This is a genomic window from Alphaproteobacteria bacterium (assembly GCA_024244705.1).
Taxonomy (GTDB): Bacteria; Pseudomonadota; Alphaproteobacteria; order JAAEOK01; family JAAEOK01; genus JAAEOK01.
Map to the genome: position 1 here is coordinate 127,783 of JAAEOK010000033.1, position 16,112 is coordinate 143,894.

Consider the following 16,112-nt stretch of genomic DNA (forward strand, 5'->3'; position numbering starts at 1 on the left):
TCCGCGTGCCGTCCCCGTCATCCGGGGAGAGCGTTCACAAGCCCGTATCGGCGTGCAACACTCGATGATCTATCGCGCGGTTGGTTCTCCCGGCCGTATGCCCGGCCGGGGGTTCGCGACCGCGCCGATCCCATCCGCTGGTGGATTCCCGCATGAACCCATTTGACGCCGCCGCCATCCTGATCGTCCTGGCCGCCGCGCTCGGCTACCTCAACTACCGGGTCCTCGGCCTCCCCCATACCATCGGCCTCGTGGTCATGGGGGCGCTGGCCTCGCTGGCGATCGTCGCCGCCGATGCGTTGTTCCCCCAAGCCGGGCTAGGCGCGTCGGTGCGCGGCTACCTGCGCGAGATCGATTTCCACGACGCCCTGATGCACGGCATGTTGTCGTTCCTGCTGTTCGCCGGCGCGCTCCATGTCGACCTCGACGCGCTGATGCAGCGGCGCTGGACAATTCTTTCGCTGGCCACCTTCGGCGTATTGCTGTCGACGGCGATCGTCGCCTTCCTCTTTCAGTGGATCGCGGCGGTGGCCGGTTTCGAGGTCCCGTTGCTGTGGTGCCTGGTGTTCGGCGCGCTGATCAGCCCGACCGACCCGGTCGCGGTCATGAGTGTGCTGAAATCGGTCAAAGTCCCGCCCACGCTCGAAGCCAAGATCGCCGGCGAAAGCCTGTTCAACGACGGCGTCGGTGTGGTCGTGTTCTCGATCCTGCTCGCCGCGGCGGTCGGCGCCGAGGAGTTCTCGGTCGCCCACGCGGCCGAGTTGTTCATCGTCGAGGCCGGCGGCGGCGTGGCGCTCGGTCTCGGCGCCGGTTGGCTGGCCTATCGCGCGATGAAGGCGATCGATGAGCACAATCTGGAGGTCATGATCACGCTCGCCCTGGTCATGGGCGGCTACGCCCTGGCCCATGCCCTGCACGTCAGCGGACCGGTGGCGATGGCCGTCGCCGGCCTGTTCATCGGCAATCACGGCGCCCGCTTCGCCATGAGCGACCTGACCCGCGAACACGTGACCCGGTTCTGGGAGCTGGTCGACGAGATCCTCAATTCGGCGCTGTTCCTGTTGATCGGGCTCGAGGTGGTGGCGATCGCGACCGATTTTCGGCATCTCGCCGTCGGCCTGGCGGCGATCGCGATCGTGCTGGTGGCCCGCGCGACTTCGGTGGCGCTGCCGATGGCCGTGCTTGCCCGTCGTGCGCCGTTCACGCCGGGCGCGTTCCAGATCCTGGTGTGGGGCGGCGTCCGCGGCGGCATCTCGATCGCCCTGGCGCTGTCGCTACCGGAGGGCGCGATCAAGGAGACCATCCTGACCGCGACCTACGTCGTGGTCGTTTTCTCGGTCGTCATCCAAGGCTCGACCATCGGCCATGCCGTGCGTCGCTTTGTCGGCGAACGGGATTCGTGACCCGGACAGGTATCCCGCCAATCATGTAATCCAAGGTGTGGAGCGGCACGCTCCAGAGGCGCAGGCCCGCATGGGGCTAACGGCCGGGCTCCCCGGCTACAGGGTCGGGAAACGTCTTGCCCAGGTTTTGCACCGCCTGAACGAAGGTCCCGACCTGCTTGCCGATGTTGTGGGTCGCGTCGTAAAGGCAGTGCCGGCTTTCCAGGCGATCGGCCTCGTCGGACACGACGCTGAGGCGCGCGCCGCGCCACAGATCGGCGGCGATACGCCTCCAGCGCCGCAACCTGAATGCCCGGCCGAATGGCGTCTCGCCGACATCGGCGCTGTAGCGGACGAGCAGGTAGGCCGCCGCCCGGCCCTGCTTGACGCCCTGGACAAACAGCGCGGCGACGGTTCGCGGGTTGCGGTGGTAGACCACCGCGTCGGGGGCATAGGCGAACCTTGCCTTGTGATGAAAGAGCGCGCGAAAGCTCAACTCCGTGTCCTCGCCATAGCGCATGCCCTCGTCGAAATATCCGACCTTGGCAAGACAGGACCTTCGAAAAAGGACATTGCCGGTGATGGCATAGGGGAATCGTTCGTCGGACAGCGCGGCCTCATGATCGAAGCATTTTTCGCCAAATCTTTCGATTTCGCTGTCGGCGCCGAGAGACCTGACCGGTCCGCCGATGAATTCGACGTCGGGATCGGCATGCGCCGCCTCGAGAAGACATCGCAGCCACGACGGTTCGGGCACGCAGTCGGCGTCGGTCAGGGCGATGAATTGATTGCCCGCGCGCCGCATGCCGGCGTTGCGCGCGGCGGCGGCACCGCGGCGCGCTTCTTCGACGACGGTTACATCGCCGCCATAGGAGCGAAGCACGGCATTCGTGTCGTCGGTCGATGCATTGTCGACGACGATGATTTCGAACCGCGACCGCGGGTAGTCTTGGGCAAGAATGGCGTCGATACAATCGCCGACAATCCCCGCCGCGTTGAATGCCGGGATGACGACGCTCACCGTCGGGTATTCCAACATGTCGGACGACGGCGACGACACTTACTCGGCCAGCTTGCTCGAAAGCGACGGGTCGATATCGCCCAGACCGTCATCGGTATCGCTCCGCCCCGGTGTCGCCTCGAGCTCGTCGAGCATCCGCAGCACGGCCTGCAACCCGGGTGTGTCGCCGTATTTATGGAAATCCTTCTCGAACGGATTGCTGTACTCCGGTTCCATCCATCCGATCAGAGCACCCATGAGGGCGAGGAAATTCTGGCGACTCGGATCCTGTCTGAATTTTGCGCCCAGTTCGGTGAACAATTCGCTCTGCCAAACGCCGAACCCGCTTTCGTGGCGTCGCCGGGATTCGAGTATGAAATACCGCAGATAGATCGTCTCGTCGGTCCACGCCACGCCGTGCAGTCCCAGGGTGTTGGTGAAGGGGTCGCGACCCGATCCTAGTGCCTGAACGGCATAATTGTATCCATCGGCCCGCAAGCGGCGGTTCTGCTCGACATCGCATCCGGCGACATTACGGAAGGGGTAGTTGCGGACGATGTCATGGCGGTGGATCTTGACCCCCTGCACCGGACGCCCGAGATGAACATCGTGCAAATAGGCGCAGTAGAGAGCGATGTTTGGCGGCTGTGACTTGATCGTCCTATGGAGCGTGCGCACGGCGTGCGGATAGAGCAGCATGTCTTCGTCGACCTGCACGAAGTAGGGCGTCTTGCAACGGTCGTGCATGCGCTGGTTTGCAGCGCTAATCGGTGCCACATGGTCGATGATCTCGAGCCGAAACCGGCAGTCCTGCCGGCGCAGGAAACTGAGGCAGGACTCGTAGCTGGGGGCGCCGACGGTCAGCACGAACACGGTCACTTCGTCCGACAAATCCGGCTTCCCTTCGGCGATTTTGATTGGTGCCGTTCGATCGACCGAACGCGCAAGCGGGCGGACCACCTTGTAGAATTGCTTGCTCCGCTTTTCCCAACTCCAATTGGCAATGGTCGTTTGCATTGCCGTGGCTAATTGTGTGTGCCGTAGGATCGCTTTTTCGACCGCATCGTGAATCGTTACAATTTCACGATCGACCAGCATTCCGTTCTCACCGTTGCGAATGAGTTCCGTCATGTTGCCGACCCGGGTCGATACAAGGGCGCAACCACTGGCCGCTGCTTCGAGCGCGACGTTCGGCGTCCCTTCGGTCCGGCTGGTGCACACGAACACCGTGCCCGTGTTGTACCAGTCCGCCATCTCCTCCGGCGCCAGGTTGCGATCGCTAAACGAATCGACGAGACGGAAATTCGTGCAAATGCCCTGGCGTTCGAGTCTCGTGGCAAGCGGTACGGCGTATTCGTCGTAGCCCTTCAGTTCGCGCATCAACTCCGAACCGCACCACAGCACCTTCGGTTGCCTCTCGGCGATCGGCTTGCGAACGTTGAAAATGTCCAAATCGACCCCGATCGGGATCATCACACCGTGAGCCGGCCGGCCGGCATTGTTCCAGGTCGCATAATTGGCGAAAACGACGAGGTCCGATTTGTCCAGCACGTCCGCCAAGATATTGGACCGCTCCGGCCAGCCGTTGTTCCAGATCGATACCAGCTTGGTCGGCCAGTTCAGCCGCTGCAGTTCATCCCGCACCTTGCGGATCGACTGAAAACGGCAGAGCACCAAAATGTCGGGCGGCGCGTCTCCCAACGCCTCTTTGAGGTCGGAATCGTGAAGGTAGGCCGCCAACGACACCTCGAAATCGGGCGGCGCATATTTCTGCAGGGCGACCGCGTTGTTGTAATAGGCCCAGCCCTCGACGTCGTATAGAATCTTTAGTGTGACCAATGGGTCCCCGCCCCGTCCGTGTCCTCCACCGCATCTGATATCATCGAGCCGTTCCAATGGCTAGGCGGAAGCGACTAAAATTTCGAGCGATATTCAACCATGGCGTCGAGCGTGGCCCTAACGCCATTGCCTTCCTGGCCCAGCATTGATATCCGAGGGCGCAGCCGGATCGGTTTGCTATCCGCGCCGTGACTTGGGCCGTGCGGAGTTTGGATCGCGCGAAGTATCCAGGCGCAACAGGGATTGAATTCCAATGTCCGAAAGAACGGGACCGCCGCGAGCCACAATCATTATTCCGCTTCGCCGGCAAAGCGATGTGTATCTCGGGCATTGCGTTCGTTCGGCGCTCGCCCAGACCATCACCTCGGAAGTGATCGTCGTCGTAGCGGCGAATACGCCGGAGCGGAACCTGGCCACGCTGCAAAGGATCCAGGACGATGCGCCGGCACTAAGGATCATCGTTCGGGAACGCGATAGTTTCGCCGACGCTTTCAATACGGGGATCAAGACTGCCGCCGCCGACCGCATCGGGTTTCTTCTTTCCGACGATTGGTTGGATCCGACCGCCGTTGAAGAATGTATCCGCCGCGACGCGGACATCGTATCGACGGACATCGAGTTCTATGCCGCGGACGGCTCGACCAAGCTAGAACTTCGCCCACCGCATACGGCGGAAAAATATGCGAGCCTGACCACGCTGTTGGCCAAGGCCAGCTTTCTTTCCTATTTCTACCTGTTCAAGAAGCCCTGTCTGAAGGCGGTGGGTGGCGTCGACGAAACGGCCGGGCTGACCGGCCCCGACGATCTCGACCTGATTTGGAGCCTGCTCGAACACGGTGCCACGGTATCGGTTGTGGAGAAGAAGCTCTACAACTGCCGCGACCACGACGGAGAAAGGCTCACGCTCCGCGATAGGGATCTTCAGATCGCCGACCTGAAGAAGATCCTCGACAAGCACAGTATTGTCGAACCGGAACGCGAGCGAATCGTCCGCCACCACGCCCGGTGGTACGGCCGGACACTGCTCGAGGTGGTTCAGGAACGGGGATCAATTCCGAATGTCCAATAGAACCGAGCCGCCGCCGGCAACGATCATCATCCCGCTTCGCGTACAGGACGACACTTATCTTGACCGATGTGTGCGTTCGGCCCTCGACCAAACCATCGCCTGCGAGGTCATCGTCGTCCACGCGGCCGACACGCCCGAGCGCAACCTAAACGCGTTGCGAAAGCTGCAGCAAGACGCACCCTCGTTAAAGGTCATGATCGAGGAACGCGCCAATTTTGCCGCCGCGTTCAATACCGGGATCAAGCATGCGACTGCGGACCGGATCGGCTTCCTGCTTTCCGACGACTGGTTGGAACCGACGACGGTAGAGGACTGCATTGACCGCGATGCCGACATCGTATCGACCGACATCCAGTTCTACGCGCCGGACGGCTTGACCAAGCTCGATCTTCGCAAACTTCACACGGCGGAGTGGTATGAGACTCTGCCAACACTGATGGACAAGGCGGACTATCTCTCGTTTTTCTACCTGTTCAGGAAAGCGTGCCTGGAGGCAGTGGGCGGAGTCGACGAGACGGTCGGGCAGACCGGCCCCGATGATCTGGATCTTATCTGGAGCCTTCTGGAGATCGGCGCCTCGGTGTCGATGGTCGAGAAGAAACTCTACAATTACCGGGACCATGACGGCGATCGGCTGACCCTGAGGAATCCGGATCAGCAGATCGCGGATCTGAAAAAGATCCTCGACAAGCACAACATCGTCGAGCCGGAGCGCGGGCGCGTCATCCGCCAACACGCAATGTGGTTCGGCAAGACGCTCCGCCAGGTGGTTCAGGAGCGAGCCTGACCTCTGCCGCGTTGTCTTGCACTGAGACTAGGACGTGGGCTCGTGAACGCGCAGCCACAGCCCGAAAATGGCAAGCTTGATGAAGGCGAGGACGTTCGCTGTCAGCTCGTCGAACCTTGTTGCGATGCGGCGACAGTGCTTGATCGGACTGAAAATTCACTCGACCCGAATTCGGTCGCGATAAAGATACGGGCCGCAAGAGGCCGAAGTGCCGACGCGCTGGAAGCTGCGCCGGGCGGTGCGGACGGTCAATGAGGTGCCGGGGGTCTTCGCCACTCTCCGCCATGCCCCGATTGCCTGCTTCTCGACTGGGGTGTTGGTGGATGGCATAATTCCAAAAAAGAACAAGCCGAACACCAGCAGCGGAGGGACGGGAGATGGCGACTAAGGCTCCCAGCTATGCGCATGGCGCCAGCGCGACACCGCTCATCGGCGAGACTATCGGTGTCCGCTTCGACCGCACGGTGGAGCGCTGGGGCGTCCGGCCCGGCCTCATTGTCTCCCAGCAGAGCATCCATTGGACCTACCAGGAGCTCGGGGCAAAGGTCGATGCCTTCGCGGCTGGACTTCTGGCGCTGGGGCTCAGGCCCAGCGACCGTATCGGCATCTGGTCGCCCAATAATGCGGAGTGGGTGGTTACGCAATTCGCGACCGCAAAGGCGGGGCTCATACTGGTAAACATCAATCCAGCTTACCGGCTGGCGGAGCTGGAATACGCGCTTAACATGGTGGGTTGCCGGGCGCTGATCACGACAGAGAGCTTTAGGAGCAGCGATTACGTGGGCATGATCAATGCTCTGGTACCGGAACTGGCGTCATCGGATCCCGGCCAACTGAAGGCTGACAAGTTGCCGGAGCTTCGAACCGTGATCCAGATCGGGGGCGCTCCTGTTGCGGGCACGTTCGGCTTCGAGACGGTCTATAGCATGGGCAGGGAGGCGGAGCGGGCGCGGCTTGCCGAGCTCAAGGGCACGATGCAATTCGACGATCCAATCAATATCCAGTTCACCTCCGGCACCACGGGACTACCTAAGGGCGCAACGCTGACGCACCACAACATCCTCAACAATGGCTATTTCCTCGGCGAGGCTATGCACTTCGGTCCGGAGGACAGGGTGTGCATTCCCGTGCCGCTCTATCATTGCTTCGGCATGGTGATCGGTAACCTCGCGTGCATCACACACGGTTCAGCCATGGTGCTGCCGGGCGAGGGGTTCGATCCGCTGGTGACGCTGAAGACCGTGTCTGACGAAAAATGCACCGCGCTTTACGGTGTGCCGACGATGTTCATCGCGGAACTCGACCATCCGGAGTTCCCTTCGTTCGAACTGTCGAGCCTCCGGACCGGAATGATGGCGGGTGCACCATGCCCGATAGAGATAATGCGCCGTTGCGTTGAGGACATGCATCTTTCGGAGATGACCATTGGCTACGGCATGACCGAGACGAGTCCGGTCAGCACGCAAACGCTGATCGGCGACTCGCTCGAAAAGCAGACGGGTACGGTGGGCCGAGTCCATCCGCACGTGGAGATCAAGATCATCGACCCCGAAGGGCGGATCGTACCGCGCGGGGAGACGGGAGAGTTCTGCACGCGCGGGTATTCGGTGATGCTCGGCTACTGGGACGATGCAGAGAAAACGGCCGAGGCCATCGACGCCAACGGCTGGATGCACACAGGCGATCTCGCGACCATGGACGAGGACGGCTACTGCAAGATCGTGGGGCGCATCAAGGACATGGTGATCCGCGGCGGCGAGAACATCTATCCGCGCGAGATCGAGGAGTTTTTGTACCGGCATCCGGCCGTGCAGGACGTGCAGGTGTTCGGCGTTCCGGACGAGCGTTACGGCGAGGAGCTGTGCGCCTGGATCCAAGTGCGATCAGGCGAAACCCTGACCGAGGAAGATGTGAAGGCCTTCTGCACGGGGCAGATCGCGCACTACAAGGTGCCGCGCCACATCCGGTTCGTGGACGATTTCCCTATGACGGTGACAGGCAAGATTCAGAAATTCGTCATGCGAGAACGAATGGCCGAGGAGCTAGAGCGGCTTCAATGAACTCGGAGCCATTCTGACGGAGCGGTTTTGGCCACCGGGCAGGAGCGAGGAGCGATGGCATGCCGGCGCATATCGAGCGACGAGCGACGCCCCCGGCGGTCAAAACCGCCCGTCCCTTAAGGGTTCCATCCGGCGGCCGCCCAAGGCGTCGGCAAGCTTGCCCGATGCCCAGGCGTCGCGCCGCACTTGCTTCCTTGTGGATCGGCACGCCGGATGCGAAACAGAATTGACTCGGAGTTCATTGAAGCCGCTCCAGTATTCCAAATCACGCGTTCCTGGTTTCCCCCCGAATCCCGACGAAGGTTTTGAAGCGCGAGGTCTCGACCGGGCGGCGCGTCGCAGGGTCGGCACAAAACCAAGGACCGATGTGGTCTTGCGGCGCGATCTCCCAACTCCACGGTCGACGGCAGCCTATACAAGTTGCGCGCCGGGCCTCACCATGGCGGACCCGAAGGAGAAACAAAAGTCAGCTGTGGAGACCCGGCATGACATCGGTCCGTCCCTTCCACATCGACGTCCCCGACGAGACCCTCGCGGCCATCCGCGCCCGGGTCGCCGCCTATCCCTGGCACGAAATGCCCGACGACGACGGCTGGGACTACGGCACCAACCTCGACTACATGAAAGAGCTCTGCGCCTATTGGGTCGAGGACTACGACTGGCGGAAACACGAGGCCGCGATCAATCGTTTCCCCCATTTCAAGGCCAATGTCGACGGCATCGACCTCCATTTCATCCACGAGAAGGGCAGCGGCCCGGCACCCCTGCCGCTGATCATCAGCCACGGCTGGCCGGGCTCGATCGTCGAGTTCCTCGATTTCATCGAGCCGTTGGCCCACCCGGAACGATTCGGCGGCCATGCCGAAGACACCTTCGATGTCGTCGCCCCGTCACTGCCGGGATTCGGCTTCTCCGGCCGGCCGCCGCGCCCCTACGGTCCGCGCAAAGTGGCCGACGTATTCGCGACCCTGATGACCGATGTGCTGGGGTATGACGGGTATCTGGCCCAGGGCGGCGACTGGGGGGCCGCGATCTCGAGTTGGCTCGGCTTCGAACACGCGCCGGCGTGCAAGGCGATCCACCTCAACTTCATGACCATGCAAAACCCGGACGGCCCGCGGAACCCGGAGGAGGAAGCCTGGGCCGAACGCTTCGAGCGCGGGCAGGTGATGCAGAACGGCTACCGCACCCAGCAGGCGACCAGGCCGCAAACCTTGAGCTACGCCATGATGGACAGCCCGGTCGGCGTCGCCGCCTGGATCGTCGAGAAGTTCCACGGATGGTCCGACATCGAGGGCGATGACGTCGAGAGCGTTCACAGCAAGGACATGATGCTCACCAACATCATGGTCTACATCGTCACCCGGACCTTCAACACGGCGTCCTGGATTTACTACGGGCGGCGCGAGGAGGGCGGCCGTACGCTGTCGCGTGAGGGCAAGCGGGTCGAGGTGCCGACGGCCTGCGCCCTGTTCCCGGAAGAACTCCTGCCATGGCCGCCGCGCGCCTATGTCGAACGCATGTACAACGTCCGGCGCTGGACCGAGATGCCGCGGGGTGGCCACTTCGCGGCGCTCGAGGCGCCGGAGTTTCTGCTCGACGACATCCGCGCCTTCGCCCGCGCGTTGCGCTAGAGGGGCGCTGAGAAATCGCTCTTGGCGCTCGCGCCGCCGGAACCCCAGCGGCGCCGCCGGCCGCAGCGTTCAGCCGCCGAACACGAACCCCAAATCGTCCAGCTTTCGCTCGACATCGGCGCGCGCGGCATCGCCGAGCTCGATCATCGGTGGGCGGACGCGGAGCCAGTCGGCGTCGCCGCGGGCCCCGGCGACGAGGTTCTTCAGCATCGGAATCATGGGCTGGGTCTGGATGGTCTCGCGGATCGCGGTTGCATAAGCCTGGCGATCCTCGGTCTCGCCGTCGGACGCGGTCCAGGAACCGTAGACCCGGCGGACGGCGGCGGCGTGCACGTTGGCCGTCGCCGTGATGCACCCGGCGCCACCCTGTTTCAGGCCATCGAGAAGCAGCACCTCGGAGCCGGGAAAGATCGCGAGGTCGGGAAACGCCGCGAGAAACGCGGCCAGCGAGTCGGGATCGCCGGAGCTGTCCTTGACGCCGCCAATGGTGTCGGGAAACGACGCCACCAATCGTTCGATCAGGCCCAGGGTGATCGGCACCCCCGACAGCTTGGGGAAGTGATAGAGGCAGATCACCAGGTCGGGGTCGGCGACCCGGTCGATGACTTCGCCATAGCTGCGGTGCAGCGCCTCGTCGCTGACGCCCTTGTAATAGAACGGAGGCAGCATCAGGACGTTGCGGCAGCCGAGTTCGGCGGCATGCCGGGTCAGCGCGACGGTGTCGGTGAGGGCACAACACCCGGTACCGACCATCAACCGGTCGGTCGGCACGCCCGCGGCGACCACCGATTCCAGCACCGCCTTTCGCTCGGCGACCGAGAACGAGTTCGCCTCCCCGGTGGTCCCGAACAGCCCGACGCCATGACAGCCGCCCTCGAGCAGCCAGGCGACGTGTTCATGGAGACGCCCGGTGTCGGGGTTGAGGTCGGCGTCGACCGGGGTCAGGGTCGGGCACCAAACCCCATGTAGCCGTTTGGCGTCGACGTTCGGTGCGGCCGCACGCGCGGAGGGAGGGTCGGCGAGTTTCGCGGTCATCTTTGTTTCCTTCGGTGTCGTCGCATGGTGGTCGGCGCTCGATGAGCCACCCATATATCACCACACGAGGCGTGGCCTGTCCAAAGCGGCAGGCGGCGGCCGCGTTTATCCGGTGACCCGCTTGTAGTAGGTGTCCTTCTTGAGCACCTTGCCATCGCGGAATTCCCACAGATCGCAGCCCAGGCAATCGATCCGTTCGCCATTCTCGAGCGTGCCCTGGACCCGCCATTCCGACAACGCCTTGTCGCCCATGATCCAATTGCGTCCATCGACCCATTGCAGGTCCGGAATCGCCGCGAAGCGGTCGCGCAGCGCTGCGCCGATCGCCTCCCGGCCCTTGAAGACCTGGCCCCAGGGCTCCGGTCCGGCGGCGAGGTAGAACTCGCCGTCGTCGGCGAAGTAGGCGAGGATCGCATCGACGTCCTTGCGATTGAAGGCGGCAACGATTTCTTCGACCAGCGCCAGCGTCACGCCGCTACTCTCGACCATCGGTTCCTCCCTGTGAATCGTATCGACCGCGCCCACCGCCGGCCGGTCAGCCGGCGGCCGCGGCGCGAGCCGGATTCAACGCTTCCTCGAGGAACGGCACAAGGCGGGAATTGACCGCATCGGGATCTTCGGCCAGGGCCATGTGCCGCAGCCCGGGCAACACCGCGGCGCGGGCTCCGGGGATGAGGGCCGCCATGCGGCGGGTCATATCGGGCGAATTGCCGGCATCCTGCTCCGCGGTCAGGACCAACGTCGGGCAGCGGATTTCGGCGATAGCCGTGGCCAACGGCAAATCGCCGTCGGCCAAGAGGCGGTAAATCGCCGGATAGACGGCGGGATCGTTGGCCAGGATCCAGCCCCGAACCCGGTCCAGGATCTCGGGGTTGTCGGCCGCGAAGCCGGGCGTGAACCAGCGTTCGAGCGCGGCGTCAACGGTCGCGGCGGGGCCGCATTTCGCGGCCAGATCGACGCGGGCGAGAATGCCCTCGCGCTCGCCGGGCGTGCGGCCGTGGGCGGCGTGCAGAATGGCCAGCGCGGCGACCCGATTGGGGTGGGCCAATGCGAAGGCCTGGACGATGAGGCCGCCGAGGGAAAAGCCAACCAGGCCGAACCGATCCACTCCCGCCGCGTCGGCGAGCGCGGCGAGCTGATCGACGTATTGCTCCATGCGGCAGGGAATCTCGGGATCGGCGCTGTCGCCATGGCCGAGAATGTCGTAGGCGAGGACCGTGAAGTGAGCGGCGAGCGCCGAGGTCTGCCATTGCCACATGTGGCGGTTCATGCCGAGCCCGTGGACCAGCACGACCGGCGGTCCCGACCCGGTGACTTCATAGGCCGTGCCGCCGTGGCGGCGTCCGGCCATCGCGGCGCCCTCGCTGCGCCGCCTACTCCGCCGCCGCCTGGCGTTCCTGGAACGCCGGCATGACCTCGTCGATGAACAGCCGCAGCGACTTTTTCTGCTCCGCCAACGGCAGGCCGTAGCTGGCGCAATAGCAGAAATAATCGACGCCCAGCGCCTCATAACGCTTGAGCGTGGCGATGGCCTGATCGGGGGTGCCGAAGATAAGGTTTTCGAGCAGCTTCTCGCGCTCGTACTCGCCTTGGTTCTGCAGCATCTCGAACGGCACCTCTTGGGGGAAGCCGTCGACGACCGGGGCCAGATTGCGGAACAAATTCTCGAACTGTCGGCCCTGGTGCTGGAGCGCCTCGATGTAGACGTCGCTTTCGTCCGCGTTGCCGTAGATCGCGGCGTGGCGCATGGTCATGAAGCGCGGCCGGGCCACACCGGGGCTCTTGGCGAGCGCCGATTCGAACCGTTCCATATAGGTCTCGACCTCGGAAAACGGCCGCGTCAGGGCCCAGGTCATGACGCTGTAGCCGTCCTTGACCGCGGCATCGAAGGTGCCGGGATCACGGGCCGCGACCCAGATCGGCGGGTGCGGTTTCTGCACCGGCTTGGGCACCGAGGTCGCGGCCGGGAACTGCCAATACTCCCCGTCATGTTCATAATCGCCGGCCCACAGCGCCTTCAGCGCGGGAATCATTTCGAGCATCATCGGCACGCCCTGGTTCTGGTTCATGCCGCCGGCCAGGCGGTCGAACTCGCGCTGGTAGGCGCCCTTGCCGATGCCGAATTCGAGGCGTCCGCCCGACAACAGATCGAACATCGCCGCCTCGCCGGCGAGCTTGATCGGGTGCCAATAGGGCGCGACGACGACCGCCGTGCCGAGGCGGATACGCGAGGTATGGGCGGCCAAATGCGCCAACAGCTGGAACGGGCCCGGCGCGATCGTCATTTCGATGGCGTGATGCTCGGCGGCCCACGCGATATCGAACCCGCCGTCGTCGGCCATCTGCACCATTTCGGTGGTATGGCGGGCGACCTCGCCCATGTCATGGTCCGGTTCGAGACGTTCCATGTTAATGACGAGATTGAAGCGCATCGGTCTATCCTCCTGTTGTCGCGCGAGACGGCGCTGCGGCGCGTCGCTTCGGACCAAACGTTCAGTAATCGCCTAAAGACGGCGCGCCGTAAACTTGAAAAATGCTGCGTCTTGCGTAACATTTTAGTCATGCAAAGCCTGCGCGCGCGATTACCCCCGCTAAACAGCCTGGTCGCCTTCGAAGTCGCCGCCCGCCATCTCAGTTTCACCCTCGCCGGGGAGGAACTGCACGTCAGCCGCGAGGCCGTCAGCCGTCAAATCCGGTCGCTGGAACGGCACCTGGGTATCCGGCTCTTCGTCCGCTTGCACCGGGCGCTGAAATTGACCAAGGCCGGCGAGGTCTTTCTTGGCGATGTCCAGCGCAGCCTCGAGGAAATCGCCCGCGCCACCGGCGCGGTGCGCCGCACCAGCGGCCCGGCTCGGGTCACGATCTCGGCCACCATCGCCCTGGCATCTTTCTGGCTGACCCCGCGGCTGCCCAAATTTCGCGCCCGCCAACCAAACACCGAAATACGGGTGGTGGTTTCCGACGCGCCCCTCGATCTGGCGAACGAAGGCATCGACGTCGGCCTCCGCTATGGCGACGGCGACTGGCCGGGCGTCATCAGCACGCGCCTCTTCGACATCGAATCTTTTCCGGTCTGCACGCCTGACTACCTGGCATCCGGACCGCCGATTGCGCGTCCCGCCGACCTGACGCGCCATACCTTGCTGAACCTCGACGGCGAGGTGCACGCGGTGGAGGATTGGCAATGGTGGCTGCGCGACGCCAAGGTCGAACCCGACGGCCCACTCCATGTGCTCGGCTTCGACAGTTACGCCAACGTGATCCAGGCCGCCCTCGACGGCCAGGGCCTGGCCCTCGGTTTCAGCCACATCCTCGACGGTCTGCTGAGCGCGGGAGCCCTGGTGCGGCCGCTCGATGCCGCCTTGAGCAAGGGATTGGCGGTCTACCTGGTGACGCCCCGCGGCGGCGCCCCGACCAGGAGCGCCCAGGCGTTCTTCGACTGGGTCCTCGGCGAGGCGCGGTCGCACGGTGCGGCGGCAGCTGAAACCTAGCGCTCGGCCGGCCCGCGTTGCCCTGCGGTCGCCGCGAACGGGATCTCCCGTCACTGCAGAATAAAACGTACGATCGTTTTCAATGTAAATTTTTCAATTGCAATATACGAACGATCGTGTTATTCTTTAAAAATGAACAAAGGCGCAAAAACCCGTCACGCCATACTCGACCGAGCCCTCCGGTTGGCCAGCGTGGTTGGCCTCGATGGTCTGACGATCGGCGGCCTGGCTGCCGAGACCGGTCTGTCCAAGAGCGGTCTGTTCCTCCATTTCGGCTCCAAGGAGAAGCTTCAGATCGCCGTCCTCGATGCCGCCGCCGAGCGTTTTACGCGGGACGTCATGGTGCCGCTCCGACGCACCCCTGCGGGCCTGCCGCGTCTCCGCGCGCTGTTCGAGAACTGGCTCGCCTGGGGCAAGGCCTCCGACCTGCCGGGCGGCTGCGTGTTCCAGACCGCGGCGATCGAATTCGACGACCGCGAGGGCGCGGTCCGCGATGTCCTGGTCACCATGCAGCGCAATTGGCACGAGCGAATCGCGCGCCTCGCTGACCGCGCCCGTGCCACCGGCGACCTGCGCCCGGATTTCGATCCCCATCAATTCGCCCACGAGCTTCATGCCATCATCCTTGGCTGCTATCACGCCCACCGGCTGTTGCGGGATCCCGACGCCGAGACCCGCGCTCGGCGCTCATTCGAGGCTCTGTTGGACAGGGCCAAATCAACCACCCCATTGACAGCAACGGCCTGACCCATGATGACGACCAGAGGAAATGCGATCACCCGTGCGGCGCCGCTGGTGCTGGGCCATGTCCTGCCCGGAATCGGCGCCCGCTGGCTGGAACGCCACCTGACCAGTCCGACGCGGCCCTTCGTGCTCACCGAGGCGGACCCGATCATGGCGGCGGGCCATCGCTTCCGCGTGCCCCATAACGGCGGTTGGCTGCAGGCCTGGCAATGGGGAACCCGCGGACCGGCTATACTGTTGCTCCACGGCTGGGACGGCTATGCGGCCCAGCTCAAGGCTTTTGTCGACCCGCTGGTCGCGGCGGGGTTCCGTGTCGTCGCGCTCGACGCCCCGGCGCATGGCGATTCCGACGGCACGACCACCGACCTCGTCGACTATGCGGCGGCAATCCTGGCGGTCGCCGGCATTGTGGGCCCGCTGCACGGTGCCGTCGCCCACGCCTGTGCCGCGCCCGCCTTGGCGTTTGCCGCCACGACCGGCCTCGCCCTCGACGCCATGGTGCTGATCGCCCCGCCCCGAACCATGGGCGGTCATGCGCGCGACTTGCGCGTGGCGCTCGGCCTGCCCGGGTCGGTCGACGCACCGATGCGACGGCGACTCGAGCGGCGGCTCGGCCTGTCCTGGGACCGGCTGGCGCTCGATAACCTGATCGCCGATATCGAGGCGCGCGTCCTGGTCGTTCACGACCGCAACGACCCGACGGTGCCGTGGCGAGACGGCGCATCCGTCGCCGATGCGGCGCCCCGCGCCAGGTTGATCACCACGCAGGGACTGGGACACCTCGGCACCCTCGACGACCCTGACGTCGTCGACAGCGCGGCGGCGTTTCTCAACGGCTCGGCTGTTCGGCACGACATCGAACGATAGGCGCCGGCCGCGCCCGGACGGACCTCGCGCAGCAGGTCCATTGCCAAGCCTCGGCGACGATCGAGCCGTCGCTGGCGTGGCGGATTTCCCAAGCCTACGACGTGCGCCCGGGTGAAATCGCGCCGTCCAATCGACCCCGACCTCTCACCACTTCCCCAGACCGTGACGGCGGACTATCTTATGCTTGGTTTCCAGGGAGTACCC

Annotated in this window: 14 protein-coding genes; 8 read left to right on the forward strand and 6 right to left on the reverse strand. The window is 64.1% G+C overall.

Features of this window, described 5'->3' with window-relative positions; translation table 11 throughout:
- Positions 1-152 precede the first annotated feature (152 nt).
- The gene (locus GY791_03995) at positions 153-1,403 is read left to right on the forward strand and encodes a sodium:proton antiporter (protein MCP4327583.1); all 1,251 of its coding nucleotides are present in this window, start codon (positions 153-155) and stop codon (positions 1,401-1,403) included.
- A 76-nt stretch (positions 1,404-1,479) separates the two neighbouring features.
- Here the strand turns inward: GY791_03995 and GY791_04000 are convergent, their stop codons facing one another.
- Entirely contained in the window at positions 1,480-2,403 is a 924-nt protein-coding gene (locus GY791_04000; GenBank protein ID MCP4327584.1) for a glycosyltransferase, read from the reverse strand.
- A 39-nt stretch (positions 2,404-2,442) separates the two neighbouring features.
- Complete coding sequence (locus GY791_04005) at positions 2,443-4,221, reverse strand: glycosyltransferase family 4 protein (GenBank protein ID MCP4327585.1); 1,779 nt, start codon at positions 4,219-4,221, stop codon at positions 2,443-2,445.
- A gap of 253 nt (positions 4,222-4,474) precedes the next feature.
- Here GY791_04005 and GY791_04010 point away from each other — a divergent pair, with 253 nt between their 5' ends.
- From GY791_04010 to GY791_04025, 4 genes are all read left to right on the forward strand, one after another.
- Positions 4,475-5,290, forward strand: coding sequence for a glycosyltransferase family 2 protein (locus tag GY791_04010; GenBank protein MCP4327586.1), 816 nt, complete (start codon positions 4,475-4,477; stop codon positions 5,288-5,290).
- Entirely contained in the window at positions 5,280-6,077 is a 798-nt protein-coding gene (locus GY791_04015; GenBank protein MCP4327587.1) for a glycosyltransferase family 2 protein, read from the forward strand. The genes GY791_04010 and GY791_04015 overlap by 11 nt, the downstream gene beginning before the upstream one ends.
- Positions 6,078-6,454: 377 nt before the next feature.
- Positions 6,455-8,137, forward strand: a complete 1,683-nt coding sequence (locus tag GY791_04020) for an AMP-binding protein (GenBank protein ID MCP4327588.1) — start codon at positions 6,455-6,457, stop codon at positions 8,135-8,137.
- A 485-nt stretch (positions 8,138-8,622) separates the two neighbouring features.
- Positions 8,623-9,771: an epoxide hydrolase gene (locus GY791_04025; protein MCP4327589.1), complete on the forward strand. Its 1,149-nt coding sequence runs from the start codon at positions 8,623-8,625 to the stop codon at positions 9,769-9,771.
- A 69-nt stretch (positions 9,772-9,840) separates the two neighbouring features.
- Here GY791_04025 and GY791_04030 read toward each other — a convergent pair whose 3' ends face one another.
- The 4 genes from GY791_04030 to GY791_04045 all read right to left on the reverse strand — a co-directional run bounded on the left by GY791_04030 (position 9,841) and on the right by GY791_04045 (position 13,238).
- The gene (locus GY791_04030; GenBank protein ID MCP4327590.1) at positions 9,841-10,806 is read right to left on the reverse strand and encodes a dihydrodipicolinate synthase family protein; all 966 of its coding nucleotides are present in this window, start codon (positions 10,804-10,806) and stop codon (positions 9,841-9,843) included.
- Between the two features lie 105 nt (positions 10,807-10,911).
- Positions 10,912-11,295, reverse strand: coding sequence for a nuclear transport factor 2 family protein (locus tag GY791_04035; GenBank protein ID MCP4327591.1), 384 nt, complete (start codon positions 11,293-11,295; stop codon positions 10,912-10,914).
- A 46-nt stretch (positions 11,296-11,341) separates the two neighbouring features.
- The gene (locus GY791_04040; protein ID MCP4327592.1) at positions 11,342-12,157 is read right to left on the reverse strand and encodes an alpha/beta fold hydrolase; all 816 of its coding nucleotides are present in this window, start codon (positions 12,155-12,157) and stop codon (positions 11,342-11,344) included.
- A gap of 22 nt (positions 12,158-12,179) precedes the next feature.
- Positions 12,180-13,238, reverse strand: a complete 1,059-nt coding sequence (locus GY791_04045) for an LLM class flavin-dependent oxidoreductase (protein MCP4327593.1) — start codon at positions 13,236-13,238, stop codon at positions 12,180-12,182.
- Between the two features lie 129 nt (positions 13,239-13,367).
- Between GY791_04045 and GY791_04050 the strand changes: the two genes are divergently transcribed.
- The 3 genes from GY791_04050 (at position 13,368) to GY791_04060 (ending at position 15,908) form a co-directional block, all read left to right on the forward strand.
- The gene (locus GY791_04050; GenBank protein MCP4327594.1) at positions 13,368-14,297 is read left to right on the forward strand and encodes a LysR family transcriptional regulator; all 930 of its coding nucleotides are present in this window, start codon (positions 13,368-13,370) and stop codon (positions 14,295-14,297) included.
- 132 nt (positions 14,298-14,429) lie between these two features.
- Positions 14,430-15,044: a TetR/AcrR family transcriptional regulator gene (locus GY791_04055; GenBank protein ID MCP4327595.1), complete on the forward strand. Its 615-nt coding sequence runs from the start codon at positions 14,430-14,432 to the stop codon at positions 15,042-15,044.
- Positions 15,045-15,047: 3 nt separating this feature from the next.
- Entirely contained in the window at positions 15,048-15,908 is an 861-nt protein-coding gene (locus GY791_04060; GenBank protein MCP4327596.1) for an alpha/beta fold hydrolase, read from the forward strand.
- The last annotated feature ends 204 nt before the right edge of the window (positions 15,909-16,112 follow it).

Bases quoted from the DNA above. Each gene is read 5' to 3' on its own strand.
- GY791_03995 (MCP4327583.1), top strand. From the start codon at position 153: ATGAACCCATTTGACGCCGCCGCCATCCTGATCGTCCTGGCCGCCGCG.
- GY791_04010 (MCP4327586.1), top strand. From the start codon at position 4,475: ATGTCCGAAAGAACGGGACCGCCGCGAGCCACAATCATTATTCCGCTT.
- GY791_04015 (MCP4327587.1), top strand. From the start codon at position 5,280: ATGTCCAATAGAACCGAGCCGCCGCCGGCAACGATCATCATCCCGCTT.
- GY791_04020 (MCP4327588.1), top strand. From the start codon at position 6,455: ATGGCGACTAAGGCTCCCAGCTATGCGCATGGCGCCAGCGCGACACCG.
- GY791_04025 (MCP4327589.1), top strand. From the start codon at position 8,623: ATGACATCGGTCCGTCCCTTCCACATCGACGTCCCCGACGAGACCCTC.
- GY791_04030 (MCP4327590.1), bottom strand. From the start codon at position 10,806: ATGACCGCGAAACTCGCCGACCCTCCCTCCGCGCGTGCGGCCGCACCG.
- GY791_04035 (MCP4327591.1), bottom strand. From the start codon at position 11,295: ATGGTCGAGAGTAGCGGCGTGACGCTGGCGCTGGTCGAAGAAATCGTT.
- GY791_04040 (MCP4327592.1), bottom strand. From the start codon at position 12,157: ATGGCCGGACGCCGCCACGGCGGCACGGCCTATGAAGTCACCGGGTCG.
- GY791_04045 (MCP4327593.1), bottom strand. From the start codon at position 13,238: ATGCGCTTCAATCTCGTCATTAACATGGAACGTCTCGAACCGGACCAT.
- GY791_04050 (MCP4327594.1), top strand. From the start codon at position 13,368: ATGCAAAGCCTGCGCGCGCGATTACCCCCGCTAAACAGCCTGGTCGCC.
- GY791_04055 (MCP4327595.1), top strand. From the start codon at position 14,430: ATGAACAAAGGCGCAAAAACCCGTCACGCCATACTCGACCGAGCCCTC.
- GY791_04060 (MCP4327596.1), top strand. From the start codon at position 15,048: ATGATGACGACCAGAGGAAATGCGATCACCCGTGCGGCGCCGCTGGTG.